Source organism: Pseudoalteromonas sp. SG43-7 (genome assembly GCF_014164295.1).
GTDB classification, from domain to species: Bacteria; Pseudomonadota; Gammaproteobacteria; order Enterobacterales; family Alteromonadaceae; genus Pseudoalteromonas; species Pseudoalteromonas rhizosphaerae.
The window spans coordinates 1-26,007 of the sequence record NZ_JACJEY010000033.1 but is presented as its reverse complement, the minus strand read 5'-3'; the positions used below and the strand labels follow the sequence as shown (position 1 = coordinate 26,007).

General features: G+C 40.8%; 29 protein-coding genes. 20 read left to right on the top strand and 9 right to left on the bottom strand.

Annotation, left to right across the window (positions count from 1 at the left end):
- Window positions 1–17 precede the first annotated feature (17 nt).
- From H5200_RS15020 to H5200_RS15010, 3 genes are read right to left on the bottom strand one after another with little or no spacing between them, the layout of a single operon-like run.
- Entirely contained in the window at window positions 18–638 is a 621-nt protein-coding gene (locus H5200_RS15020) for a peptidylprolyl isomerase (protein ID WP_182761753.1), read from the bottom strand.
- A gap of 2 nt (window positions 639–640) precedes the next feature.
- Window positions 641–1,195, bottom strand: a complete 555-nt coding sequence (locus tag H5200_RS15015; RefSeq protein WP_182731490.1) for a YajG family lipoprotein — start codon at window positions 1,193–1,195, stop codon at window positions 641–643.
- 2 nt (window positions 1,196–1,197) lie between these two features.
- Window positions 1,198–2,346, bottom strand: a complete 1,149-nt coding sequence (locus H5200_RS15010) for a methyltransferase (protein ID WP_145241311.1) — start codon at window positions 2,344–2,346, stop codon at window positions 1,198–1,200.
- Between the two features lie 42 nt (window positions 2,347–2,388).
- On the opposite strand from H5200_RS15010, the gene H5200_RS15005 reads away from it, so the two are divergent.
- The 13 genes from H5200_RS15005 to H5200_RS14945 all read left to right on the top strand — a co-directional run bounded on the left by H5200_RS15005 (window position 2,389) and on the right by H5200_RS14945 (window position 13,882).
- A complete protein-coding gene (locus H5200_RS15005) occupies window positions 2,389–2,982 on the top strand; it encodes an alpha-ketoglutarate-dependent dioxygenase AlkB (protein ID WP_182719114.1) in 594 nt (197 codons plus the stop codon).
- 73 nt (window positions 2,983–3,055) lie between these two features.
- Window positions 3,056–3,367, top strand: coding sequence for a BolA family transcriptional regulator (locus H5200_RS15000; RefSeq protein WP_145241315.1), 312 nt, complete (start codon window positions 3,056–3,058; stop codon window positions 3,365–3,367).
- A gap of 100 nt (window positions 3,368–3,467) precedes the next feature.
- A complete protein-coding gene (gene fabV / locus H5200_RS14995; RefSeq protein ID WP_182740360.1) occupies window positions 3,468–4,661 on the top strand; it encodes an enoyl-ACP reductase FabV in 1,194 nt (397 codons plus the stop codon).
- Window positions 4,662–5,037: 376 nt separating this feature from the next.
- Window positions 5,038–6,381 (top strand): Na(+)-translocating NADH-quinone reductase subunit A, encoded by a 1,344-nt coding sequence (locus tag H5200_RS14990; protein WP_145241319.1) that lies wholly within the window; start codon window positions 5,038–5,040, stop codon window positions 6,379–6,381.
- 4 nt (window positions 6,382–6,385) lie between these two features.
- The gene (locus H5200_RS14985) at window positions 6,386–7,588 is read left to right on the top strand and encodes an NADH:ubiquinone reductase (Na(+)-transporting) subunit B (protein ID WP_182740361.1); all 1,203 of its coding nucleotides are present in this window, start codon (window positions 6,386–6,388) and stop codon (window positions 7,586–7,588) included.
- Window positions 7,581–8,345, top strand: a complete 765-nt coding sequence (locus tag H5200_RS14980; RefSeq protein ID WP_145241323.1) for a Na(+)-translocating NADH-quinone reductase subunit C — start codon at window positions 7,581–7,583, stop codon at window positions 8,343–8,345. Before H5200_RS14985 ends, H5200_RS14980 begins: the two co-directional genes overlap by 8 nt.
- Window positions 8,345–8,977: an NADH:ubiquinone reductase (Na(+)-transporting) subunit D gene (locus tag H5200_RS14975; RefSeq protein ID WP_145241325.1), complete on the top strand. Its 633-nt coding sequence runs from the start codon at window positions 8,345–8,347 to the stop codon at window positions 8,975–8,977. The genes H5200_RS14980 and H5200_RS14975 overlap by 1 nt, the downstream gene beginning before the upstream one ends.
- Window positions 8,978–8,987: 10 nt before the next feature.
- Window positions 8,988–9,596 carry an NADH:ubiquinone reductase (Na(+)-transporting) subunit E gene (gene nqrE, locus H5200_RS14970; protein ID WP_145241327.1) on the top strand — a complete coding sequence of 203 codons (609 nt, stop codon included), beginning with the start codon at window positions 8,988–8,990 and terminating at the stop codon, window positions 9,594–9,596.
- Window positions 9,597–9,615: 19 nt separating this feature from the next.
- Window positions 9,616–10,845 carry an NADH:ubiquinone reductase (Na(+)-transporting) subunit F gene (nqrF, locus tag H5200_RS14965; protein WP_145241329.1) on the top strand — a complete coding sequence of 410 codons (1,230 nt, stop codon included), beginning with the start codon at window positions 9,616–9,618 and terminating at the stop codon, window positions 10,843–10,845.
- A 97-nt stretch (window positions 10,846–10,942) separates the two neighbouring features.
- Window positions 10,943–11,974: an FAD:protein FMN transferase gene (locus H5200_RS14960; protein ID WP_149982043.1), complete on the top strand. Its 1,032-nt coding sequence runs from the start codon at window positions 10,943–10,945 to the stop codon at window positions 11,972–11,974.
- A gap of 84 nt (window positions 11,975–12,058) precedes the next feature.
- Entirely contained in the window at window positions 12,059–12,271 is a 213-nt protein-coding gene (gene nqrM, locus H5200_RS14955) for a (Na+)-NQR maturation NqrM (RefSeq protein WP_149982042.1), read from the top strand.
- 223 nt (window positions 12,272–12,494) lie between these two features.
- The gene (locus H5200_RS14950) at window positions 12,495–12,743 is read left to right on the top strand and encodes a TonB-dependent receptor (protein ID WP_182761752.1); all 249 of its coding nucleotides are present in this window, start codon (window positions 12,495–12,497) and stop codon (window positions 12,741–12,743) included.
- Window positions 12,743–13,882, top strand: a complete 1,140-nt coding sequence (locus tag H5200_RS14945) for a PepSY domain-containing protein (RefSeq protein WP_182761751.1) — start codon at window positions 12,743–12,745, stop codon at window positions 13,880–13,882. The genes H5200_RS14950 and H5200_RS14945 overlap by 1 nt, the downstream gene beginning before the upstream one ends.
- A gap of 101 nt (window positions 13,883–13,983) precedes the next feature.
- On the opposite strand, the gene H5200_RS14940 is transcribed toward H5200_RS14945, so the two are convergent.
- Entirely contained in the window at window positions 13,984–14,445 is a 462-nt protein-coding gene (locus tag H5200_RS14940; RefSeq protein ID WP_182761750.1) for a M14 family zinc carboxypeptidase, read from the bottom strand.
- Between the two features lie 1,125 nt (window positions 14,446–15,570).
- On the opposite strand from H5200_RS14940, the gene H5200_RS14935 reads away from it, so the two are divergent.
- The 6 genes from H5200_RS14935 to cyoE all read left to right on the top strand — a co-directional run bounded on the left by H5200_RS14935 (window position 15,571) and on the right by cyoE (window position 21,067).
- Entirely contained in the window at window positions 15,571–15,984 is a 414-nt protein-coding gene (locus H5200_RS14935; protein ID WP_145241341.1) for a hypothetical protein, read from the top strand.
- Window positions 15,985–16,230: 246 nt separating this feature from the next.
- Window positions 16,231–17,154, top strand: coding sequence for a ubiquinol oxidase subunit II (gene cyoA, locus H5200_RS14930; RefSeq protein WP_145241343.1), 924 nt, complete (start codon window positions 16,231–16,233; stop codon window positions 17,152–17,154).
- Window positions 17,155–17,156: 2 nt separating this feature from the next.
- Window positions 17,157–19,160 carry a cytochrome o ubiquinol oxidase subunit I gene (gene cyoB, locus H5200_RS14925; RefSeq protein WP_182761749.1) on the top strand — a complete coding sequence of 668 codons (2,004 nt, stop codon included), beginning with the start codon at window positions 17,157–17,159 and terminating at the stop codon, window positions 19,158–19,160.
- The gene (cyoC, locus tag H5200_RS14920; protein WP_145241348.1) at window positions 19,157–19,777 is read left to right on the top strand and encodes a cytochrome o ubiquinol oxidase subunit III; all 621 of its coding nucleotides are present in this window, start codon (window positions 19,157–19,159) and stop codon (window positions 19,775–19,777) included. The genes cyoB and cyoC overlap by 4 nt, the downstream gene beginning before the upstream one ends.
- The gene (cyoD, locus tag H5200_RS14915; RefSeq protein ID WP_145241350.1) at window positions 19,777–20,136 is read left to right on the top strand and encodes a cytochrome o ubiquinol oxidase subunit IV; all 360 of its coding nucleotides are present in this window, start codon (window positions 19,777–19,779) and stop codon (window positions 20,134–20,136) included. Before cyoC ends, cyoD begins: the two co-directional genes overlap by 1 nt.
- A gap of 46 nt (window positions 20,137–20,182) precedes the next feature.
- Entirely contained in the window at window positions 20,183–21,067 is an 885-nt protein-coding gene (gene cyoE, locus H5200_RS14910) for a heme o synthase (protein ID WP_145241352.1), read from the top strand.
- A gap of 79 nt (window positions 21,068–21,146) precedes the next feature.
- On the opposite strand, the gene H5200_RS14905 is transcribed toward cyoE, so the two are convergent.
- Window positions 21,147–21,749, bottom strand: coding sequence for an FMN-binding negative transcriptional regulator (locus tag H5200_RS14905; RefSeq protein WP_182761748.1), 603 nt, complete (start codon window positions 21,747–21,749; stop codon window positions 21,147–21,149).
- On the bottom strand, window positions 21,749–22,324 hold the full coding sequence (locus tag H5200_RS14900; RefSeq protein ID WP_182761747.1) for a GNAT family N-acetyltransferase: 576 nt from the start codon (window positions 22,322–22,324) through the stop codon (window positions 21,749–21,751). Before H5200_RS14900 ends, H5200_RS14905 begins: the two co-directional genes overlap by 1 nt.
- A 115-nt stretch (window positions 22,325–22,439) precedes the next feature.
- Between H5200_RS14900 and H5200_RS14895 the strand changes: the two genes are divergently transcribed.
- Entirely contained in the window at window positions 22,440–23,909 is a 1,470-nt protein-coding gene (locus H5200_RS14895; RefSeq protein ID WP_182761746.1) for a PLP-dependent aminotransferase family protein, read from the top strand.
- Window positions 23,910–23,913: 4 nt separating this feature from the next.
- Here the strand turns inward: H5200_RS14895 and H5200_RS14890 are convergent, their stop codons facing one another.
- From H5200_RS14890 to H5200_RS14880, 3 genes are all read right to left on the bottom strand, one after another.
- Window positions 23,914–24,582, bottom strand: coding sequence for a hypothetical protein (locus tag H5200_RS14890; protein WP_182740367.1), 669 nt, complete (start codon window positions 24,580–24,582; stop codon window positions 23,914–23,916).
- Window positions 24,583–24,653: 71 nt separating this feature from the next.
- A complete protein-coding gene (locus H5200_RS14885) occupies window positions 24,654–25,562 on the bottom strand; it encodes a histone deacetylase (RefSeq protein ID WP_182761745.1) in 909 nt (302 codons plus the stop codon).
- A 66-nt stretch (window positions 25,563–25,628) separates the two neighbouring features.
- Window positions 25,629–25,991 carry a PilZ domain-containing protein gene (locus H5200_RS14880; protein ID WP_182734665.1) on the bottom strand — a complete coding sequence of 121 codons (363 nt, stop codon included), beginning with the start codon at window positions 25,989–25,991 and terminating at the stop codon, window positions 25,629–25,631.
- Window positions 25,992–26,007 lie beyond the last annotated feature (16 nt).

Below are 26,007 nucleotides of genomic sequence, written 5' to 3'. Positions count from 1 at the left end.
GGCCGCTATTTTTATTGTTATAGTGGGGTTGGCTCTAATACAGTTATATTTAAAATAACAACCGGGGTTTTTGGTACAAAGTCATAACCAATTTTTTCATTAAATCCCGTTTCAACTTGCATGATTTTATCAAGCGTTTCGTAGCCTTCCATTACCATACCGAACACGGCAAAGCCCCAGTCTTTACCAGGGTTTAGGTGGTCGTTATTGTCCATGTTAAAGAAAAACTGACGAGTACCAGAATGAGGTTGACGATCTTGATAGGCCATGGCAATACTGTACATATCGTTTTTTGAACCGTTACCGCTTTCATTAAAGATTGGATCGCCTTCATAAACGCCGTCGTAATTTCTATCGTAACCACCACCTTGAATGACAAAGTCTCGGTCGTTTTCTACATCACGTTCAACACGATGAAATACGGTGCCTTTATAGCTGCCATCCATCACGTAAGTTAAAAAATTATTGACGGTGATATGGGCTTTTGAGCGATCCATCTCGACTATAATTTTCCCCATTGTGGTGGTTATTTCAACTCGTGGGAACATATTGTTTTTTTGCACAAAGCGTCCTTCGGTCGCTGCCATTACGGTTTGGCTAAGTTGCACTAATATAAATAATAAAAATAGACGTTTCATGGTTAACCTTCTAAAAATGCGAGTAATTCAGGATCTGATACCATGCGGGTAATTAACTGCTCAGTCAACTTATTGAGTTGTCCTTCAATTTTTGCTCTATCGTGACCTAGTGGTCCTTCAAGGCTTGCATTACCACGGTAAATTTTACTGAAGTTACTATCGCTGCGAATAACACGCACACCTAATTCAATCTTTGCATTGCTGGTATGCGACATCATTTTTTCAGTTACTACGGCTTGCAGTGTATGAATATCAACTTCAAAACGAGTAGTCGCAAGATTTGAAATGCTTGCACCGTTTCGGCTAAGAGCGCTATCAAGGGCACTTTTAATTGATTCAGTAAGGCCTTGGCTGGCAATTGTTTGGGTTTTGTCTGAGGTTATTAATTTTAATGTTGCTGGGTCACCTCTAAGATCAATAACACTGGTACTTAAACTTTGATTAATTGAGCTTAATTTGCCACCTTGATAGAGCGGATTTAAGATCAATTGATTAGGCTGACTACTGCAAGCCGACAGTGATAATAAAGCACAACAAGGTAAAACATATTTCATCATAGCTATAGCATTCCATTATTTTTAGTGGCACTTAATACTACAAACTTTTTATTTGAACCAAGTAATTCACAATTGCCAAACATACGTTTTAGTTTGTCATGGTAGTCCAGGTGGCGGTTACCAATAATACGTAATTCTCCGCCATTTTTTAATGTGTCTTTGGCTTGTTTAAACATTTGCCATGCAATGTGATCTGTCACGGCTTGTGCTTGGTGAAAAGGCGGATTACATAACACTACATCGACACTTTCACGTTCAAAGCCCGTTAAGCAATCATTTTCAATAAAGCGGCATTGCTCAAACTTATCTTCCATATTGAGCTCTACAGTTAATCGTGCTGATTCAACCGCCATATATGATTCGTCCACAAAGGTAACTTCAGCGTTAGGGCAGCGTGCGAGTGTCATCAAACCCACCACACCATTACCGCAACCTAGATCAATAATACTTTTTGCTTTATTGGTTTGTGGTAAAAAGTCAAAAAAGAACCGTGCACCAATGTCCAGAGAATCCCGCGAGAACACATTGGCGTGATTACTAATGGTAAAATCAGTGCCTTCAAGAGGCCAATTAACAGGAAAATCAGCAGCTTTATAACCACCTTCCGCTTGGCTAATAATTAGGCGAGATTTTTTCACTGCTAAACTAGTTTTAGTTTCACCAATAAATTGCTCGAATGCTTTAATTGTTGAATTATGTACATCTTTGGTTTTTGCTGCGCCAATAACCGGAGTGCCAGGTGCAAGTACTTCGCTGAGCTCAGATAATTGATATTGCAAGAAGCCCAATGTGCGTGGCACTTTTAAGATAACTAAATCAACGTGTTCAGGCAAAGCCGATAAGCTATCTAGCTGGCTAAATGCGGTGGTTGGTATTTTATTTTCTGCTAAGTTGTAAGCCGCCGCTTGGTGGCTAATATAAGAATCGTTTACTGAACAAACCGTTAATTGTTGTTTACTAAAATAACAAGACAAGGCTCCAAAACTATCATTTAAAATCAGCAAAGAGCGACAATCAGGATAATGTTCAGTAACATAGTCAATTAGGTACTCGTCTGCTGAATCCCAAGCTTGTAAGCTACGGTTTTTTTGATCCAATGGAAAACGTTCAAGAGTAAATGTTTTATCGCCGAACTGTGCTTGCGTGGTCATAATAGTTAGTGATCAGTAATCAAATGATAGGTAAATTCTAACATGCAACGGCAAAAGGCCAACCCCCATATGTTACCAAATGGCTTTTACTACCAAGCAAAAGCGTTAAGTGCGCAAAAAAGTCTCGATTTATTCTACTATTTACGCGACTCACTGACTTGGCAGCAACCAAAAACGACCGTGTTTGGGAAAACGAATCCCATTCCACGTATGCAATGTTTTATTGCTGATGCTGGTGTGCGTTACGGTTATTCTGGTTCGACATTAAATGTTGAACCATGGCCAGATGTATTAGATGCCATGCGACTACGATTAAATAAACAATTTGATGTTGGATTTAATGCCTTATTGGTTAACTTATACCGTGATGGGAATGATTGCATGGGCTGGCACGCCGATGATGAAGCAGAACTTGGCCATGAGCCTATTATTGTATCGATTTCATTAGGGGCTGAACGAGTATTTAAAATAAAACATAAAGTAACCAAGGAAGTCACTTCGCTTACGTTACACAGCGGGAGTTGCTTGGTTATGAATGGACTTAGCCAGCAACAATATCTACATGCGCTTCCTAAACAAACACGTTTGGCACACCCTCGAATCAACTTAACTTTTCGAACAATTTTTCAAAAATGAATATTTGTTGGCCTTTATAGTAGTGGCCTTGATATAGTAAGCACATAAATAACCAGTAAAATATGAGTGTTTTATGTCAATGCAACAACAGATTGAAAGCAAGTTAGCTGATGCGATTGCGTGTAAGCACCTTAATGTGGTGAACGAAAGCCATATGCATAGTCGTGGTAGCGATTCACACTTTAAAGTGATTGTAGTAAGTGAAGAGTTTAGCGGTAAACGTTTATTGCAACGCCATCGTCAAATTAATGAAGTGCTAAAAGATGAGTTAGCGAATCATATTCATGCATTGGCTATCCATACTTTTACTCCTGATGAATTTACAGAGCAAAGTGGTCAGGTTGCTGACTCACCGACTTGTTTAGGTGGCTCTAAATTAGATTAACGGCAAGGTCTGAGAGTACACAAAACTCATCAGACCTGTATTTTTACAATTAGCCTTTAAACTAGCGCTAATTTTTATTGAGATAAATATAGGATGATCAATGGTCATTAAGCCTAAAATTCGCGGTTTCATTTGTACTAACGCCCACCCAGTAGGTTGTGCAGAGCACGTACAAGAACAAATTAACTATGTAAAACAACAAGGCGCATTAAAAAATGCCCCTAAAAATGTATTAGTTATCGGTGCTTCAACTGGCTATGGCCTTGCATCTCGTATTACTGCTGCATTTGGTGGCGGTGCTAAAACTTTAGGTGTTTTCTTCGAAAAAGAAGGTACTGAGCGTAAAACCGGTTCTGCAGGTTGGTATAATACTGCTGCATTTCAAGCGGCCGCAGACGCTGAAGGTTTATGGTCAAAAAATATTAATGGCGATGCGTTCTCTAACGAAATCAAACAAAAAGCGATTGATACAATTAAAGCGGATCTAGGCAAAGTAGACCTAGTTATATATAGCCTTGCATCGCCGCGTCGAACTGATCCAAATACCGGCGAAGTTTACTCATCAACGCTTAAGCCAATTGGTAACTCAGTTACGACTAAAAACTTAAACACCTCAAAACGTGAAATTGATGCTATTACCGTAGAAGCTGCAAACCAAGATGATATTGATAACACTATTAAAGTGATGGGCGGCGAAGACTGGGAAATGTGGATTGATGCATTAAAAGAGGCTGATGTACTAGCTGATAACTTTAAAACCAGTGCTTATACTTATATCGGTAAAGAACTAACATGGCCAATTTACGGTCACGCGACTATTGGTAAAGCGAAAGAAGATTTAGATCGCGCAACCGTAGCAATCAAAGAATCAACTAAAGCATTAAACGGTGAAGCTTATGTATCATCATTAAATGCAGTGGTCACCCAAGCAAGTTCTGCAATTCCTATTATGCCGCTTTATATTTCAGCGCTATTTAAAGTAATGAAAGCGGATGGGACCTATGAAGGCACGATCGAGCAAATTCACGCGTTATTTACTGAGAACCTTTATGGAGACTCACCACGCTTTGATGACGGCGGTCATTTATTCCAAAACTACAAAGAGCTGGAAGATGATGTACAAGCGCGTATTCAAACTGTGTGGGACAGCGTAACCACAGAAACAATAGACGAATTAACTGATTACGTGGGTTACCACAATGAGTTTTTACGTTTATTTGGGTTTGGTATTGATGCTGTTGATTATGAACAAGATGTCGATCCAGTTGCCGCTATAGCTAACATGATTGATTAATTCAGCCATGTTTATTTGAAAAGTCGCTATGGCGACTTTTTTTATTGATAAATTTTACTTTATCGTTATTTAGCGGATTAATTTCCATCCCACCTCGCAAGCAATAGCACTTTGGTCTATATTGAATTTTATTCAAATGCGGCTAATAGGTTAAATAACTGCTCCTGTCGTATAAATTTCATAATTACACTCGCATAGTGACCCTGATTGATGTTAAAATTCGGGCAATATATGTGAGGAATTTTACTGCGTTGCTTGTTTTGTAATTTAAACAGGCGGTTCTTCGTTATCTTGAATTTGGCTTAGGGTTATCAAGAAAAGCGACGTGGTCGGTACGATTTTTCAGTTTCTTTCCGTTAATGTAGTGCAAGTGCGTATGATCAACATAAAAAAAGGTCTGGACTTACCCATAGAGGGCGCGCCTCAGCAAGTTATTCATGATGGTTCTACCGTCAAACGTGTAGCTGTGCTAGGTGAAGAGTTTATTGGTATGCGTCCAACCATGCATGTTCGTGTGGATGACCAAGTTAAAAAAGGCCAGGTACTTTTTGAAGACAAAAAGAATCCAGGTGTATTATTTACTGCTCCAGCTGCTGGTACAGTAAAAGAAATTAATCGTGGTGCAAAACGTGTGCTGCAATCTGTCGTTATTGAAATAAACGGCAGTGAGCAAATCACCTTTGACGCTTTCTCGACTGAGCAACTTTCGAGTCTCGATCGTGAAAAAGCCAAAGAAGTACTAATCCAGTCAGGTCAATGGACAGCATTACGTGCTCGCCCATTCAGCAAAGTAGCAGCTGTGGATGCAAATCCTAGTTCGATCTTTGTGACGGCTATCGACACTAACCCTCTTGCTGCAGATCCTGCAGTGATTATTGCTGAAAATGTACAAGCATTTGAAGCAGGTTTAGCTGTGGTATCACGTCTGACCGATGGTAAGGTATTTGTTTGTAAACAAGCAGGTAGCCAAGTACCTAGCTCATCAATTCCTCAAGTAGAAGTACATGAGTTTGGTGGCGTACATCCGGCTGGCCTTGTTGGCACACATATCCATCACTTAGATCCAGTATCGGTAAGCAAGCAAGTTTGGCATATCGGTTACCAAGACGTTATTGCCTTTGGTCACTTATTCCTAACTGGTGAAATTAGCACAGACCGTGTGATTTCTCTTGCTGGTCCGCGTGTTAAAAACCCGCGTTTAGTGAAAACTCAACTGGGTGCTGCTTTAGATGATTTAGTTGCAGGCGAATTAGAAGACGGCGATAACCGTGTTATCTCTGGCTCTGTTTTAGCGGGCGCTACTTCACAAGGTCCTCAAGCATTCTTAGGTCGTTACCACATTCAAGTATCGGTATTACTTGAAGGTCGCGAAAAAGAGTTGTTTGGTTGGATTGCTCCAGGCACAGATAAATTCTCTGTAACACGTACTTTCTTATCACACCTAACACCGAGTCGTTTATTTAAAATGACAACGTCAACAGGTGGTTCAAAACGTGCCATGGTACCACTTGGTAGCTATGAGCGTGTTATGCCTTTAGATATTTTGCCTACGCCTTTATTACGTGACTTAATTGCCCGTGATTTGGATAGTGCAATTTCATTAGGGGCGCTTGAACTTGATGAAGAAGATTTAGCGTTATGTACCTTCGTTTGTCCAGGCAAATACGAGTATGGTTCAATCCTACGCGATTGCTTGACTACGATCGAGAAGGAAGGCTAGAGAGATGGGTTTAAAGAAATTTCTAGAAGATATCGAGCCGCATTTTGAAGCCGGTGGTAAACATGAAAAGTTTTATGCGCTGTATGAAGCAGCTGCAACTATTTTTTATACCCCTGGTCACGTAAATAAAGGCGCGACACACGTTCGTGATAACATCGACCTAAAACGCATGATGATTTTAGTGTGGATGGCGACGTTCCCTGCAATGTTTTTTGGTATGTTCAATATCGGTCATCAGGCCGCTGGTGCATTAGCACAAGGTTTTGAACTAGCAAATTCTTGGCAAGTTGGCCTGTTCCAGATATTTGGTGGTGAATTAACTGCTGAATCCGGCTGGGGCGCTAAAATGTTTTATGGCGCATGTTTCTTCCTACCTATTTACGCAGTTACATTTGCTGTAGGTGGTTTCTGGGAAGTTATATTTGCTTCAGTGCGTAAGCATGAAATTAACGAAGGTTTCTTCGTAACGTCTGTGTTATTCGCGCTTATCCTACCTGCAACCATTCCTTTATGGCAAGTTGCACTAGGTATTACATTCGGTGTAGTAATCGCTAAAGAAATCTTTGGTGGTACTGGTCGTAATTTCTTAAACCCTGCATTAGCGGGTCGTGCGTTTTTATTCTTCGCATACCCTGCACAAATTTCAGGTGACACAGTATGGACCGCAGTAGATTCATTCTCTGGTGCAACTATGCTAGGTCAAGCGTTTGTTGGTTCACTTGATTACAGCAACATGGCTCTTTGGTGGGATGCGTTTTATGGTTTCATTCAAGGTTCAGTAGGTGAGACATCTACACTTGCATTGCTAGTTGGTGGCTTATTCCTCATTTACGTACGTATTGCTTCATGGCGCATCGTGCTAGGTGTATTCTTGGGTATGGTGGCAACTGCATTCTTATTAAATGCAATTGGCTCAGATACTAACCCAGTATTTGCAATGCCTTGGCATTGGCACTTTGTACTTGGTGGTTTTGCTTTTGGTATGTTCTTTATGGCGACAGACCCTGTGTCTGCAGCATTTACTGACAAAGCAAAGTTCGCATATGGCGCACTAATTGGTGTGATGGTAGTAATGATCCGTGTAATTAACCCTGCATTCCCTGAGGGTATGATGCTAGCAATCTTATTTGCTAACTTATTTGCACCATTGTTCGATCACTTCGTAGTGCAAGCTAATATCAAGCGGAGGTTGGCACGTAATGTCTAGTAATAACGAATCAATCGGCAAAACGCTAAGCGTTGTTGTAGCACTATGTTTAGTGTGTGCAATCATCGTATCGTTTGCTTCAGTTCAGCTTCGCCCTTTACAGCAAGCTAACAAAACGCAAGATATTCAAAAAAATATCTTGGCAGCTGCGGGCATTGATGTGTCTGGTTCTGTATCAGAAACTTTTAAAGCTAAGATCGAAACTCGCCTAGTTAATATGGAAACAGGTGAGTCTCAAACTGGCGAAGCAGTTCAGGCTAAAATCGACGCTTTCGATTTTGAAAAAAGCAAGTTTGATCAAAAAATTAGCTTTGCATTAAAAGCAGAGGGCATTAAGGATATCGCTGGTATTCAGCGTATGACTCATGAGTCTCCTGCATATATCTCGAAAAAAGCAGACGGTTCTACAGATGCTATCATTTTACCAATCCAAGGTTATGGCCTTTGGGGTATTATGTATGGTTTCTTAGCGCTTGAAAGCGATGGCGAGACAATTAAAGATATTAACTTTTATAAGCACGGTGAAACACCAGGTCTAGGTGGGGAAATTCAAAATCCACAATGGACTGCTAAATGGGGTGGCAAAGAGCTACCTATTGATGTAGTAAAAAGCGGCGCTAAAAATGATCATCAAATTGATGGTTTATCTGGTGCAACTTTAACTTCAAATGGTGTTGATCACACAGTTGACTTTTGGACTGGCGAAAACGGCTTTGGTCCTTTCCTTGCGAGAGTACGTGAAGGAGCGTTGAAATAATGGCTGATACTAAAGAAATGAAGTCGGTCCTATTTGGTCCGGTACTGGCAAACAACCCAATCGCATTACAAGTACTTGGTATTTGTTCTGCGCTTGCGGTAACGTCGAGCTTAAAAAATGCTTTAATCATGTCAATCGCATTGACCTTGGTAACAGCGTTCTCAAGCTTCTTTATCTCAATTATTCGTAACCAGATCCCGTCATCTGTACGTATTATCGTGCAAATGACCATTATTGCATCATTGGTAATCGTTGTTGACCAAGTATTACAAGCCTTCTCTTATGCTACGGCGAAAGAGTTGTCTGTATTCGTTGGTCTAATCATTACTAACTGTATCGTAATGGGTCGTGCAGAAGCATACGCAATGAAGTCGCCGCCAGTAATGTCGTTCCTTGATGGTATCGGTAATGGCTTAGGTTACTCAGTAGTGTTACTGACTGTTGGCTTTATTCGTGAACTATTTGGTAAAGGGTCATTATTTGGTGTTGAAATCATCCCTCTTGTACAAGATGGTGGTTGGTATCAACCTATGGGTCTATTGATTTTACCGCCTAGTGCATTCTTCATCATTGGTTTATTCATTTGGGTACTTCGTACTTATAAGAAAGACCAAGTAGAAGCGAAAGGGTAAGGGGCAGACTGTGGAACATTATATTAGTTTATTCGTAAAAGCAGTTTTCATTGAAAACTTAGCTTTGGCCTTCTTCCTAGGTATGTGTACTTTCCTTGCAGTATCAAAGAAAGTTACAACGTCTATCGGTCTAGGTGTGGCAGTTATCGTGGTATTGGGTATCTCAGTACCAGTTAACAACTTGGTTTATCATGCGGTTCTTGCACCTGGTGCACTTGAGTGGCTTGGTTATCCTGACGCGGATCTTAGCTTTTTACGTTTCTTGACGTTTATCGGTGTTATTGCGGCACTTGTACAAATTCTTGAAATGGCATTAGATAAGTTCTTCCCAGCACTTTATAACGCGTTAGGTATCTTCCTACCATTGATCACAGTTAACTGTGCAATCTTTGGTGCGGTATCTTTCATGGTTGAACGTAACTATAACTTCACTGAATCAGTGGTTTATGGTATCGGTTCTGGTGTGGGTTGGGCGCTAGCAATTACTTTGCTTGCTGGTATCCGTGAGAAAATGAAATATTCAGACGTGCCAGACGGCTTACGTGGTTTAGGTATTACCTTTATCACTGTTGGCTTGATGGGTCTTGGCTTTATGTCATTCTCTGGCATTTCACTTTAATAGGTAGCGAGGATAAATCATGAGTTATGAGATTTTCTTAGGCGTTGGTGTTTTCATCGCTATCGTTGTACTGCTAGTTTTAGTCATCATTGGTGCTAAATCTCAGTTAGTTGCAAGCGGTGACATCATCATTGGCGTAAATGGCGATCCAGACAAAGCCATTACAACATCTGCAGGTACCAAGCTTTTAGGCGCGTTATCTGAGTCAGGTATTTTCGTATCATCTGCATGTGGTGGCGGTGGCTCTTGTGGTCAGTGTCGTGTACACATTCATTCTGGTGGCGGCGATATCTTACCAACTGAACTTGATCACATCTCTAAAGGTGAAGCCCGTGAAGGCTGTCGTTTAGCGTGTCAGGTAAATGTTAAAAATGACATGGAAATTGAACTTGAAGAGTCAATTTTCGGTGTTAAAAAATGGGATTGTGAAGTTATTTCTAACGATAACAAAGCAACTTTCATTAAAGAGCTTAAACTACAGATCCCTGATGGCGAGTCAGTACCGTTTCGTGCCGGTGGTTATATTCAGATTGAAGCCCCTGCGCATCACGTTAAATATGCTGATTTCGATGTACCAGAAGAGTATCGTGGCGATTGGAACCATTTTGGTTTCTTCAAGCTGGAGTCAAAAGTAGACGAAGAAACAATTCGTGCTTACTCAATGGCTAACTACCCAGAAGAAGAAGGCATCATCATGCTTAACGTGCGTATCGCTGCGCCGCCGCCAAGAGATTTAAGCTTACCTTGTGGTAAAATGTCATCGTACATTTGGTCACTTAAAGAAGGTGATAAAGTAACTATCTCTGGTCCATTTGGTGAGTTCTTTGCAAAAGATACTGATGCTGAAATGGTATTTGTAGGTGGTGGTGCTGGTATGGCACCTATGCGTTCACACATCTTTGACCAACTTAAGCGTTTGAACTCTAAGCGTAAGATGAGTTTCTGGTATGGTGCACGTTCTAAGCGTGAAATGTTCTATGTTGAAGATTTTGACGGCCTAGCGGCTGAAAATGATAACTTCGTATGGCATACCGCGCTTTCAGATCCACAACCAGAAGATAACTGGGAAGGCTATACTGGCTTTATCCATAACGTGTTATTTGAGAACTATCTTAAAGATCACGAAGCGCCAGAAGATTGTGAGTTCTACATGTGTGGTCCTCCAATGATGAACGCCGCTGTTATCACTATGTTGAAAGACTTAGGTGTTGAAGACGAAAATATCTTACTAGATGATTTCGGTGGCTAACACCCGTATCAAAACAGTTTAGTTTTGGTTAGAATATCAGCCTCGTAGCAATATATGTTACGGGGCTTTTTTATTTCCATTACTTAAGTAGGCTGCTATGAATAGAGTTTTTCACCGACAAGGCATGATTGCCATCTTTTTTCTTACCCTCACTTTACTCATTAGTGGCTGTGGCCAAAATGATGAGCCCCAAGAGTTATACCTTGAAGGTAAAACTATGGGTACTACTTACCATATTAAGGTCTTCGCCAAGCAACAAAAGCTGGATTCATTAAATTTATTACCAGAAGTAACTCTGTTGCTAAAAGATATAAATCAATCAATGTCGACTTATATTGATGATTCTGAAATCAACACTTTTAATCGTCTTCCCGCAGGTCAAGTTATGCCTATTAGCCGTGATTTTAGAGCAGTTGTAAGCGAGTCCATCCGCTTAGGAGAGTCTACTAAGACTCTTGATGTGACCATGGGACCACTGATTGATTTATGGGGTTTTGGTCCTGATAAAAAACCAACAAAACGTCCAACAGATGAAGAGCTCGCAGCCATGGTTGCACAAATTGGGGTTGATAAACTAATACTGACTGAGCAAGGCCTAGCGAAAACAGTCGCGGGTTTAGAATTATCATTTTCTTCTACTGCAAAGGGGTATGGGATAGATAAAGTAGCTGAATTATTAGAAAGCCATGACTTAACTGATTATATGGTTGAGATTGGTGGTGAGTTACGTGTATCAGGTAAAAAACCGAATGATCAAGATTGGCGTATCGCTATTGAGCAACCGGATGCTGAGCCTGGTGTGCGTAAAGTGCACCGTGTATTAGCGCCGGGTAATAACGGCATTGCGACATCGGGTGATTATCGCATTTACTATGAGATGGATGGTATTACCTATAGCCATTTAATTGATCCAGCAACCGGTATGCCAAGTCGTCATGATCTAGTATCGGTTACTGTATTGCATCCATCAGCGATGACAGCTGACGGCCTTGCAACAGCACTGACTGTGATGGGGATGGATAAAGCCAAAGCCTATGCTGAAAAAAATGATTTACCGGTTTATCTGATCGGCAAATCAAAAGATGGCTTAGTGACTTATTCGAGCCCTGCATTTAAACCCTATTTGTAGCGCGGTTTAAATCAGTTTATAATAGCAACAGCTTGGTGATTATCATCAAGCATTATTTTATTGCTGATCAATAGGGGCTAAGCAATGTCACTTTTTCTTCTTACGTTTGGTTTACTGCTTTTAATTGTCGCAGCGATGGCTGTGGGCATGATAGTGCAAAAGAAATCTATGGCCAGCAGCTGTGGTGGTTTAGGCTCTGTAGGCATTGATAAAGCTTGTGATTGTGATGACCCATGCGACAAACGCAAAAAGCGTATGGCAAAAGAGCAAGTTTGGAAAGAAAACCAAATATTATAAGCTCTTGATAGCTATCAAATATACATTAAAAAGCGCCTCTTTAATAACAGGCGCTTTTTTAATGCCCACTTACGGCTAAAATGTGTCAAGTAATCGACCACTGCGACAATATGTCACACCCAGTGAAGCTCGTATGGACTGTATAATATGATGTATTCCTAATCGTTTATTCACTGCAGGCATTGATTATCAATTAACAACTTAATTAACAACGCAATTAAACTTGGCTGCGAAACTGCGTGCGCTTTCTGATTACGAATTAGCACTAAGTAATAGCCAAGGACGATATGGTGACTTTACTCAACTTGGGCTTAAAGCAAGTTATGACGTTAATTCGGCACTGATGTTAAGCGCGCAAGTTGATAACTTAACTGATGAGTATTATGAATATGTATGGTGGGATGGCTCGCAAACTCTGCATAGCCCAGCACAAGGTCGTGCTATATCTGTTGCAATTAAGTTTAAGTATTAATGAGTAAGCAGTTACTCGCGTGGCGCAAGTTGGCAAGGCGACTCCATCTATGGTTGGGGTTAAGCCTTGGCATGTTTTTTGTGATCCTTTGCTTGTCAGGAGCTGCACTTGTTTATTATCCGCAAATAGATACCTGGTTGCATCCGGAATTAGTAAATGCAGCGCAGCAACCGTGTGATTACAACACTGCATTAAAAACATTACGCATGCAGTATCCAGATAAGCTGGGACCGTGGCGGTTTGAAGTGACCCCTGAACAACAATTCATTCCGGCGCGCTATTATAACCCTCAAGAGACTCAAGGGCAGGATTTTGCACCTATGATGGTGTGGTTGTCAGCTGATGGCAGCACCTTGCTCAGAAAGTCATTTTGGGGCGATTACCTAGTAACTTGGCTGTATAACTTGCACTTTACTTTACTACTTGGCAGTACAGGGACAATTATTGTCGGTTACTTTGGAATTGGCAGCGCGCTCTTATTACTCGCAGGTTTAGTTGCGTGGTGGCCTAAGTCAGGTTTTTGGTTGAGGCAATTGCGTTTTAAGCGCCGCGCTGCTTTATTAGGACGCATGTACGATTGGCATAAAACAATCGGTTTAGTGATGTTGTTACCCTTGTTTATTCTTACTAGTACCGGTGCGATGCTAGCCTTGCCCAAAGAGACCAATGGCTTGCTTGGCTGGGCACTGGGTAAAGTCGAAAGTGCTGCAAGACCAGCACCACAGTTAACTTTTTCAAACCCGCAAATTAGTGTTACTCAGGCTGTGAAAATAGCACAAACACAACTGCCTAAAGCGCGACTTGCATGGATAGAAACTCCCAGCGTAAACCAAGGCTATTATCGACTGCGCATGCAGGTAAGTGATGATAAATCGACACGTTTTCCAAACAGTTATATTGATATTAATCCGCGCTCAGGTGAGGTAGTGAAGGTCTTCGATCTTAGGCAGCAAGGAACAAGTAACCAAATCAAAAACTGGCTACATCCCTTGCATAATGGCAGTGTAGGTGGGCTAAGCCTTAAAGTTCTGTGGATCATCGCCTCGTTGGCAAGCTTAGTGTTGGCTTGGCTAGGTTGGTATCGTTATTACCTACGTAAAAATACAGCCAAAAAGATCGCAAAAAATAACAAGCCCTGAGAACAGGGCTTACCTAACGTACTTAAATTTAAAGTTTTATAAGTTGACTACCTAATACGGCGTATTCGATGTGTTTATCGTTGCGTAGTAAAAAGTGTGCTTTAGCTCCACACTTTAGCATCGCGGTTTAAATCTATTCCTTGCGCATTAAAACGGGTTTGCAGCTGTGCGCCATCGGGATTGACCATAGGAATGATCATCAGTGATAGTTTTTTTTGCCAATTTTCTCGCCATGCATCATTTTTTGTTTCGATTGCATAGCTTAAAAAATCCGTTAATGCGGCACTTGCCGTATTTTCATCACCATGCATTTGGCTCCACATCATAACTTTGATTGGCCCCGAGCCAATATAAAATGCATCAATTGATTTACCTAAGAATGATTGACCTAAATTTTTTCGCTCTATGCTGGGGTGAGCAGCTAACGTATCTAGTAAAGGAGCAAGATCAGCGTGTGTAATCGCTGCTTTGTTTAATCCTTTAATTTGGTGCATTGCGATTGGTGCGGCAGTTAAGCTAAATGAGTAACTAAGTAAGCTAACTAGTATGGTTTTGCGAATCATATTAATATCCTGTTATTCTTATTTTGCAATTTTTTAAGAATATAATATTAATGTGGATCGGTCCAAAATTATCTTCACTTTAAGTGAAATCATTTCTCATAACTGTGATGCTTTACGGGCTTTATTTTCAATTGATTGTTTATTATAAAATAATATCTTTTGATAAAGTTTTTTGTGAACATTTAAGTTGATTTTAGGGCTAAAATTTAGACTAAAGTCTATGGGTTAATTTTTTTCATCTATCAGATTTATTTTTATCAGTTGTAAGCTTTGAGCTATTACACTAAATTTAGTTTCAAGGAAGCGAAATGAACAAGCCGCTTACAAAGAATCTTTATAATTGTGTGTGAAGATGTTGTCAAAGGCGGTTCAAGTTTAGTACAAACTGGGCTTGAACTGTTTTTATTTTACTGCCACATGATTAGACGAACTGAAAGTTTGTCACTGAATTACAGTGTTTATTGAACAACGCTAAAACTGAATCTTTATAATTGTGTGTGAAGATGTTGTCAAAAAGACAGTTCAAGTTTAGTTAACCTGAGCTTGAACTGCTTTTATTTACTGCCACGCGATTAAATGAACTTATTGTTCATCAGTGAATCTACAATACGTATTGAAAAATATTAGAACCGAATCTTTATAATTGTGTGTGAAGATGTTGTCAAAAAGACGACTCAAGTTAGGGGATAACTTGGCTTGAGTTGCTTTTTATTTTAACCGACATGCAGTTAGATGGCGAAGCAGCCAATACCAAATTCAATAGCGAATACGCTATTAAACGAATCTTTATAATTGTGTGTGAAGATGTTGTCAAAAAGACGACTCAAGTTAGGGGATAACTTAGCTTGAGTTGCTTTTTATTTTCTAAAAGCCGCCAATTATCATTTAAGTTATTTTTAAAGCGCCAGTATGGCGCTTTTTTTATAGCTGTAATTCAACATATTAATAAAAAGTTAGCCCGCTATGTTGTTTTATACTTGTAGCTTGTGTTGACTTTGTTATAATCCTCCCGAAATTTCAGTAATTACTGAAACTTTATTGATGAAGATCATAACAACGAAGTGGAAAATAGCGTAAAGCCAGTCGCTTTACTTCGTAATATATAACCAATAAGGCCATATACGTTTGAATTCGCAAAATTGTCCGCCAGCAAAAACGCACTCTACGCTTAGTAGATGGCAGTTGCGTGCGCGTGCACTTTTTGCCGGACGAGAGCTATTTTCTGTATTAGTTATTTTATTAATTAATTCAGCCATGCTGGTAAATGGTAGTATTGAAGATGCGACAGAGCTAAAAAGCTTATTAACTGAAGGGGCTGTATATGAGTCATCTTTAATTAATGTATTGGGCTTTTTGGCATATCCAGTTGTGTCGTGCCAGTTACTCATTGGTTTATGTTGGTTGATTTTTCACTTTTTCCCAGCGCGTCGTGCTGGGGTTATTTTACGCAAAGCAGCCTTTGCTTTTCGTCAAACAAAAACATCTTTAGTAGTACACAGCGCTCATGGTTGTCGTGCTCCACCTCTTGTTAATGGTTGAACGCTACTCGTTATAGATAGTTTGGCTTTTAACTATTCTGCTGATTCTGTCCGCTGTAATAACGCTTAGCCGCAGTGTACCTGCGATTCAACCAACACCCTCAAATTCCTTTATTGCTTTTTTGATGCTTAGTATTTTTTATGGCGCTAAAAAGTTACCTGAGGAATATTCAAACCGTTGTTTTTACGCTTTTATTTAGAGTTGTAGGGGCAGCACATATCAAATTTTAGGTTGTAGGATAGTCCTTTGTTAATTCGAAACCTCTGTAATATTGCTCTGGGCACAACTGTGCTCGCACTGACTGGCTGTAAAGGCGGTGTGCTTGATCCAAAAGGGCAAGTTGGGATAGATGAAAAAAATCTGATCATCATTGCCACTGTGCTGATGTTAATTGTGGTTATTCCTGTGATTGTGATGACCTTGTACTTTGCGTGGAAATATCGTGATGGCCAAGAGCAGCAAATTTATGCGCCAAAATGGGCACACTCAGGAAAAATTGAAGCCGCAGTCTGGGCCATTCCTATTGTGATAGTGATTGTACTGGGTGTCATTACTTGGCAATCAACGCAACAGCTTGACCCTTATAAACCGCTTGAAGGTAAAGGCAAACACTTAACAGTTGAAGTGGTATCACTGAATTGGAAATGGCTGTTTATTTATCCTGAGCAAGGTATTGCTACGGTTAATGAATTGGTATTTCCAGCCAATGTACCGGTGGAATATAAAATCACCTCAGAAAGTACCATGAACTCATTTTTCATCCCACAACTAGGTAGCCAAATCTACTCGATGGCGGGCATGGAAACTAAGTTGCATTTGATTGCTAATGAACCGGGTACGTTTAAAGGCTTTTCTGCTAACTACAGCGGCGCAGGTTTTACTGGTATGAAATTTAATGCCATAGCTACGCCAACGCAAGCTGACTTTGATACGTGGGTAAACAAGGTGAAAAGCCAAGCTAATACGCTCACTAAAGCGAATTATGATGCACTGGCATTACCGAGTGAAAACAACCCGGTGACTTATTTTGCTGATGTTGATGATGGCTTGTTCCACACCATCATTATGAAATATATGCAAGCACATGGTGATATGAACAAAATGCACAGTGCAATGCCTGAGCACAGCGGTCATGAAAATCACACAATGCACAGCGAGGGCGAGGAATAATTATGTCGTTATTTGGAAAATTATCGTTAGATGCCATTCCGTTTCATGAACCTATTTTGATGGTGACAATGGCGGTAGTAGTGATTGCAGGGGCATTGATTGCAGCTTTAGTCACAAAATATAAAAAATGGGGGGTGCTATGGCACGACTGGATCACCTCAATCGATCATAAACGCTTAGGTGTGATGTACATTATCCTTGCCTTGATCATGCTGTTTCGTGGTTTCTCAGATGCCATTATGATGCGGGCACAATTGGCGCTTGCTACAGGAGGCGCAACGGGTTATTTGCCGCCAGAGCATTATGACCAAATCTTCACCGCGCATGGGGTGATCATGATCATCTTTATGGCGATGCCATTTATGATTGGTCTAATGAACATTGTATTGCCACTGCAAATTGGTGCGCGCGATGTAGCATTTCCGTTTTTAAATAATCTAAGTTTTTGGCTTACTGCCGGTGGTGCAATATTAATTAATATTTCATTGTTCTGTGGTGAATTTGCAAAAACCGGTTGGGTCGCTTATCCGCCGCTATCGGAGATGTCTTTTAGCCCTGGAGTCGGGGTCGATTATTATATTTGGGCACTGCAAATATCAGGTATTGGTACACTATTAACGGCAGTAAACTTTTTAGTAACAGTGTTTAAAATGCGTGCCCCTGGTATGCGTTTAATGCAAATGCCAATTTTTACCTGGACATGTACATGGGCAAATATCTTAATTGCTGCGTCATTCCCAATCTTAACTGCGGTGTTGACTATGTTAACGCTAGACCGTTATTTAGATTTCCACTTCTTTACTAATGAAGCTGGCGGTAACGCCATGATGTACATCAACCTGTTCTGGGCTTGGGGTCATCCTGAAGTGTATATCTTGATTTTACCTGCGTTTGGTATTTTCTCTGAAGTTATCTCGACCTTTACCGGTAAACGTTTATTTGGTTATAAATCTATGGTTTATGCCAGCGGTGCAATTTCTATCTTAGGTTTTATTGTTTGGTTACACCATTTCTTCACTATGGGGTCCAGTGCTAATGTTAATGCATTCTTTGGCGTAATGACCATGGTCATTGCGGTGCCCACCGGAGTGAAACTGTTTAACTGGTTATTTACTATTTATCGTGGTCGTTTACGCATCACAGTTCCTGTACTTTGGACACTTGGCTTTATGGTGACCTTTACCATCGGCGGGATGACAGGGGTACTACTAGCAATCCCAGGTGCTGATTATGTATTACACAACAGCCTATTCCTGATTGCACATTTTCATAACACCATCATCGGTGGTGCGGTATTTGGATACTTGGCTGGTTTCGCATTTTGGTTCCCTAAAGCAATGGGCTTTAAACTTCACGAAGGTTGGGGCAAGGCGTCTTTCTGGTGTTGGTTAATTGGTTTCTTTGTTGCATTTATGCCGCTATACGTACTTGGTTTCTTAGGTATGACACGTCGCTTAAACCACACCAATAACCCAGATTGGAATATCTGGTTGTACATTGCCTTTGTCGGTGCGGTGATCATTATGTTTGGTATTTTGTTCCAAGTTGTACAGCTTATTGTGAGCTTTAAAAATCGCGAAGCATTAAAAGATACAACCGGCGATCCGTGGAATGGTCACACGCTTGAGTGGTCAACATCGTCACCACCACAGTATTACAACTTTGCTACTATCCCACATGTGCATGACATTGATACTTGGACTGATATGAAAGAAAAAGGCCAAGCGTATCAACAAAAAGCAAGCTATGCGCCTATTCATATGCCAAAAAATACTTCGGCAGGGGTGATGATGAGTGCGTGTTTTACCACATTCTGTTTTGCCATGATTTGGCATATTTGGTGGTTGGCAATTGTCGGTGTTATTGCTGGCATCACGGTATTCTTTAAGCGCTGTTACACCAGTGATGTTGATTACTACGTGCAACCAGAAGAAATTCTTGAAATTGAAAGTGCACATAATAAAAGTGCAACAACATTTAACCAAGGTAAGGAGTTCAGCGCATGAGTGCTACCTCTGCAGATATAAATATCATCAATCATGATGCCCATGCTCACGAGCATCATGATACTGGTGGCGATACGGTATTTGGTTTTTGGCTTTACTTAATGACCGACTGCTTATTGTTTGCCTCATTTTTTGCAACCTACGCTGTGCTTTATATGAATACAGCAGGAGGCGTATCTGGCAAAGATATTTTTGAACTGGACTTTGTAGCGGTTGAAACTGCTGCATTGCTACTAAGTAGTATCACTTTTGGTTTTGCGATGATCTCAGCTCATGCGCAAAAGAAGGCCGCTACATTAACGTGGCTGGCAATTACTTTTGCTTTTGGTGCTGTGTTTATTGGTATGGAAATTTATGAATTTCATCATTTAATTGCCCATGGTAATGGCCCGCAGCGCAGCGCATTTTTAACCTCGTTCTTCTCTTTAGTAGGCTTACACGGTATGCACGTAACCGCTGGTCTGATTTGGATGGCGACGATGATGTTCGAAGTGTCACGTCGTGGTTTAAACCCAGCAACCGTTACACGTTTAAGTTGCTTAAGTTTGTTTTGGCACTTTTTAGATGTGGTATGGATCTGCGTATTTACCGTTGTTTACTTAATGGGAGTGATGTAATGAGCCACAGTGAATCACATGTATTTAATGAGCTACATACACAAAGCCATAGTGATGCTTCACATGGCAGTGTTAAAGACTATTTAATAGGTTTTGTTTTATCAATCATTCTAACGGCCATTCCATTTTGGGCGGTGATGAGCGGTACATTGTCAAAACCAACCACATTTGCCTGTGTTGTCGTAATGGCCATTGTGCAAATTTGGGTGCATTTAAAATACTTCTTGCACCTGAACTTTACCACCGAAGACGGTAAAGCCAGTTCGTTATCGTTCATCTTCAGTGCGCTGATCATCGTTATGGTGGTTGGCCTGTCTGTATGGATCATCTACGAATCGAACGCCATGATGATGTACTAGCCCCAGCTAGTACGTTTTCGTAAAGCAAAGAATAGGGGAACTGCAGATGTTTCGTCGTTATTTAAAGGTCACTAAGCCCGGTATTATCATGGGTAATTTGATCTCGGTTGCGGGTGGGTTTTTACTCGCCTCGCGTGGTGATATTGATGGCTGGCTAATGCTTGCTACATTAGTTGGCTTATCGCTGGTGGTAGCCTCAGGTTGCGTGATCAATAATGTGATCGACCGTGATATTGATATTCGCATGGCGCGCACGCGAACACGGGTAACCGTTACCGGTGAAATGTCTGCAACCACGGCTTTGCTGCATGGCACAGTACTTGGCTTACTAGGCTTTGCTTTACTAATGGTTTTTACTAACTGGATTGCGGTATTTTTTGCTGTGTTTGGTTATGTCATATACGTGGGTGTTTACAGCTTATATATGAAGCGTCGCTCAGTGTATGGCACGTTTATCGGTAGTTTATCAGGAGCAGTACCACCAGTGGTAGGGTACTGCGCTGTTTCAGCACAGTTTGATGTTGGCGCGTTGATCTTATTAGTAATGTTTAGTTTGTGGCAAATGCCGCACTCTTATGCGATTGCTATTTTTCGCTATAAAGACTATCAAGCTGCGCGTATTCCGGTATTACCGGTAGCGCAAGGTATTGATAAAGCTAAACATCATATTGTGTTGTATATCGCGGTATATGCGTTAGTGGTAATGTTATTAACCATTGGCGGTTATACCGGTATGGCTTTTTTAGCTGTAGCTTGCACTACTAGTTTTTGGTGGTTATTAATGGCGCTGCGAGGTTATCGTCGTAATATTGATATTAGTGGTTGGGCACGCCAAGTATTTGCGTTTTCAATTGTGAATATCACTGCACTGAGTATCGCCATGGCAGTTGATTACCAAAATATTGCCCCGCATCTGTTTGCTTTTAACTAATTACTAAACCGAGTTTATTTCAAAGTTAACCAAAGGCTCTAAGATCTCCGAGGAGCCTTTTTTCATTTTTATAGCACCGCTAATTGATTAACTCAGCAATACTGAGTTTCCCCGCTAACATTAAACTTTGCTTTATGGCTGCACGTATTTCAGCTGGCTTGTTTTGACTAAGTTTAAAATTGCCCTGCCAATGAATGGTAATAAATTCAATAAAACTTAATTGTTGATACATTACATGGCGATGCTTTACTGGTACTTCATCAAGTTGCCATTTAGTTGTATCAGGTTGGGTAAAGTGTTGCTCAAAGTGATCGGTTAATCGTTGCATGATCTGTTCTTTGTGCTGTTGGTCTTTAACAATACGTACTTTAGCTGTCACATAAACACTCGAATAAAGCCAACTAGGTAGGGTTTTATTGTGTGCGTAAGCGGGCGATAAATAGCAATCATCGCCACTAAATAATAGCTTCACTGATTGACCATCAAATGATGACAGGGGGTTATATTTGGCCACATGGCCGATAAAAACTTCGCGAGCTGGGTCATATAATAATGGCACGCGGCATATATCATTGAGTTGGTTTTGTGTATTAGGCATTAAAATGGTCGCCAGTGGATAGTTATTTACTAACTGTTGTAATTGCTTACTATCATGTTGTTGAAAATGGGCCGCTGGGTACATTATAGTTTTCCTTCTAACTGAGATTTTATTGTCGGCCATTGCTCGTCTATAATACTGAACTGAGCGGTGTTTCGGTATGAGCCATCGGCAAGTAACCTGTCTTTATAACTAATGCCTTCAAAGCGGGCGCCAAGGCGTGTTATAGCATTACGCGATTTTTGGTTTTGTTCATGGGTATTAAAAATAATACGCACTAGGCCTAATTCTTCGAACGCATATTGCAGTAGCAAGTATTTAGCGTGGGTATTTACAAAACTACGTTGCCACTTTTTAGCAATAAATGTGTGGCCAATCTCGGCGCTGTAATTTTGTTTATCTAACCTAAATAAACGTGTAGTACCAAGCACCTGCTTACTTACTTTATCAACTATGGCGTAGACTATTTGTTGTTCGGCATTAAACTGCGCTGTATTGATAAACCAATCATCGAGAATTGCACGGGTTTGGGTGTAATTCATTAAAACCCAACGCCATATTTGTGGATCTTGGCCTGCTTGATATAGCCCCTCAAGGTGGTTTTGTGTCAGTGGCTCTAAAGCCAGCTTATTGGTTTGATGAATGTGTTTTGTAAACATGATAAGCCCCATATTTTGCTATTTATGAATAACAAAGGTACGCTACTTTGGTCAGTAATAAACAACCAGTTTTAGCTTTTTAACTAGACCAGTTTAGAGTGTTTTTGGAGTCGTAATGCAGCCGTTAGTTATTGAATTTGATGAGTCAGAGCCTGCCAAATATTTGCAACTGGCCAGCGCGATACGCAGTGCCATAATGCAAGGCAAGCTTGCGCCAGGGGTAAAACTCAGCTCGGCGCGTGTCATGGCAAACACTTATCAGCTCAATCGCCATACAGTGATGAATGCATTGCAATTATTAGTAGCGGAAGGCTGGCTTGAATCTCAGCAGCGCTCAGGTTATCGGATCACCAAGTCATTGCCCATTCAAAGTAGTGTTAGTACCTCAAGTACTCCAATACTGAAAGCAAAACCTTATCAATTTGCTAAAACATTGGCTGTGCCTGCTGCTGGAATGGATTTAACTGCATATAGATATAACTTTGCTGGTGGCTTGCCTGATCTTGCCAGTTTCCCACAAAAAGAATTTAAACGCTCCGTCAGCCATGTGTGTAATCACTTAGATATCAATCAACTGCATTATGGGCAGGTCAGTGGTAACGAGCAATTAAAAGCTCATATTTGTGATTACTTATACAAAGCGCGTAATTTAAACGTAAGCGACGTATTGATCTGCAATGGCTCGCAAGAAGCACTGTTTTTAATCGCAAAAGCGTTTATAAAAAAAGATGATTTTGTCGCAGTAGAAACGTTAGGTTATCCGCCAGCAAGGCAAGCATTTGCAGCTTGTGGCGCGCAATTGGTTGATATAAAACAAGACGATGAAGGCTTATGTGTTGATGATTTAAAAGCCCAGCTAGAATGTTATCCAATTAAAATGCTGTACTTAACGCCGCTGCACCAATACCCAACTACCGTGACCTTATCGCCAACGCGGCGCTTGCAAATTTATCAACTGTGTTATGCCCATAACGTGATGATCATCGAAGATGACTACGACCATGAATTTCATTATCGCTGTCAGCCATTACAACCCATGGCCGCCGATGACCCCGCGGGCATTGTTATTTATCTATCGACGTTTTCAAAGATTATGTTTTCAGCCGCACGTATCGGTTATATCTGCGCAGCGCCTGAAGTATTAGCGCAATTAACTGCGTGGAAGCAGCTGATGAACCATAAGAACGATGTGATCATGCAATTAGCTGTGGCGCACTGGATGAAAGAAGGTGGCTTTGAACGCCATTTAAAGCGTATGACCAAACTGTATAAACAGCGCTATGAAGCGATGGATGCCTATTTAATAGAGCTACAAGCACTTGGGCATCCTATAGAATATAAAAAGCCCGACGGCGGTATGGCGATGTGGGTCAACTTTAATAAAGACACTCAGCACTTAAAAGCGCAGTTAGCAAAGCAAGGTATATATTTACAAACCCAAGCCGAGTTTTACTTTACCAACTCAGTACGTAGCTTAAAACCCATAAACTATAGCTATGCTCGGCTTGGTTTTGCAGGACAATCGAGCGAGAAGATGCAGCAAGGGTTAAAGTTTATAACTATGCAACTATTTTCGAGTAAATAATTTTTTACTGCAAACCTTCAACATCAAAATAGAGCGGCTTTAAGGTACCACAGTTGGCAAATTTATAGGTTAATTCGCTAGCATTTGGGACGCGTTTTGATGTGCGAAATTTTTGTAAACAGGCATTGGTTAAATCTGCATAAATAAGGTGATTAAAACTCGGTGCTTGGGTTATTTTATGGATATAAATTCGCTCATTATTTTTGAGGGTGATCATGTCGTATTCTTGCCACTGCGATGATTCGTTCAAATCAGTTAATTCCCGCGCATAAAGTAATTTACTCATTACAATAGGTCTATGTTGATAAACCAAACTGCCATCGCGCTGGTAGTGTCCGGCATACACATCTGCCGTAATTGTTAGTTCTTCGCCACGCATTAGCCGTTGAATATTAAACGGTTGTGGTTTGATAGTAATAAGCTCTGCATCACGTACCAGGCTTAAAAAAGCGACATCTGGGTTTTCAATTTGATAAACAACTTGCACATCGTGAGGTAATTTATAAGTCGGTAGGCTAACTGCAAAAATACGCGAGCCTTGATTAACGAGCACCATAGCATGCTCCGCATTGTAAGCTGGGTTAATCGGCGGAAGCTCTTCTTTTACAGCTTCTTCTTCGGCGTTGGCAATGCTCGACATAAATGCAAGTAACAAAATAAACAACAGTCGCATAACGATCTCAATAAAGGTATGAATTTAAAGTGTAGTCAAAAATACTGTTTTAGCAGTTTTATACTCTGCTTTTAAAACAGCGCAGCTTGCTCTATAACAATTGCGTGGCGTTTTGCAAGGCGCAAGTGATCTCTGTCATAACCTCCGCCAATCACGCTTGCCACTGGCGTATTGTGCTCAATACAGCGCTTAAACACTAAGTGATCACGTTTTTCAATGCCTTGCCAGCTAACATCAAGCTTACCTAAGCCATCTTGTTGCCAAATATCAACTCCGGCATCATACAGCACTAAATCAGGGTTAAGTTCTCTGAGTAAAAAGCGCAAGGTATCATCAACAACCCCTAAATATTCATCATCTTGCATATTATTAGCTAAACCAATGTCGAGATCGCTGGCTGATTTGCGAAATGGAAAATTTTTTTCACAATGAATTGAGCAGGTATATGCATAAGGTTGGTGTTGTAACATCGCCGCAGTACCATCGCCTTGATGTACGTCTAAGTCAAAAATTAATACATTAGTCAATTCGCCTGACTGAATAAGCGTTTGTGCGGTAAAGGCTAGGTCGTTGACCATACAATAGCCAGAGCCAAAATCGCTGTGAGCGTGGTGTGTACCGCCGGCTAAATGGCATGCAATGCCGTGCTCAAGAGCTAAGCGCGCAGTTTGCAACGTGCCTTGAGGTGCGGTAAAAGTTCGTGCCATTAATTGTTCTGACCAAGGTAGCCCAATACGACGCATCGCTTTATCATCTAAGCGGTTATGCCATAAATCTTGAATGTAATTATCACAATGTACCAATTCAAGCGCCTCAGGGCTGCCAAGTTGAGGTGTGATTAGGTTGCTATTCGCCAAACCAAGTGCTTTTACTTGTTGGTATAAATGGGCAAATTTACTCATTACAAAACGATGGTTAGGGTCAAAGTTAAACGAATAGTTAGGGTGATAAACCAGCGGTAAGTGTTGATTAAGAGCCATAGTCAGATTGCGTTGCGAATTTTCTCTAGGGTAACCTACAGGGCAATTTCAATCCAGTTACTTGCTTTACGCACTGTGGATCAAACTCTCAAGTTCACGGTGCAGTAGTGTATCGTCAGCGAGGTTTAACTCAATTAAACGCTTTAAATGGGTAATACTATCTATATCAATATGGGTACATTTTAAACCTATATGTTGTTGTTCGATATGGCAAATAGTGACAGTCATCGCGATGATTACTTCACTTTGCGGGAGTTTAAAGGCAAGAATAGCACTACTGTTTTTTGTAAAGTTAAAGTCATTATTGCGACTAACCAGAGCGCCATTTAATGATATATCGAGCAACTGGCAGGGGTAACTATGGGTATTATTGGTTAAATGCGCGGGAGTTGAAAATAAAATGCGCGTGTAATGTCGGCGGTTTTCCATCACTATTCCTTTTAGG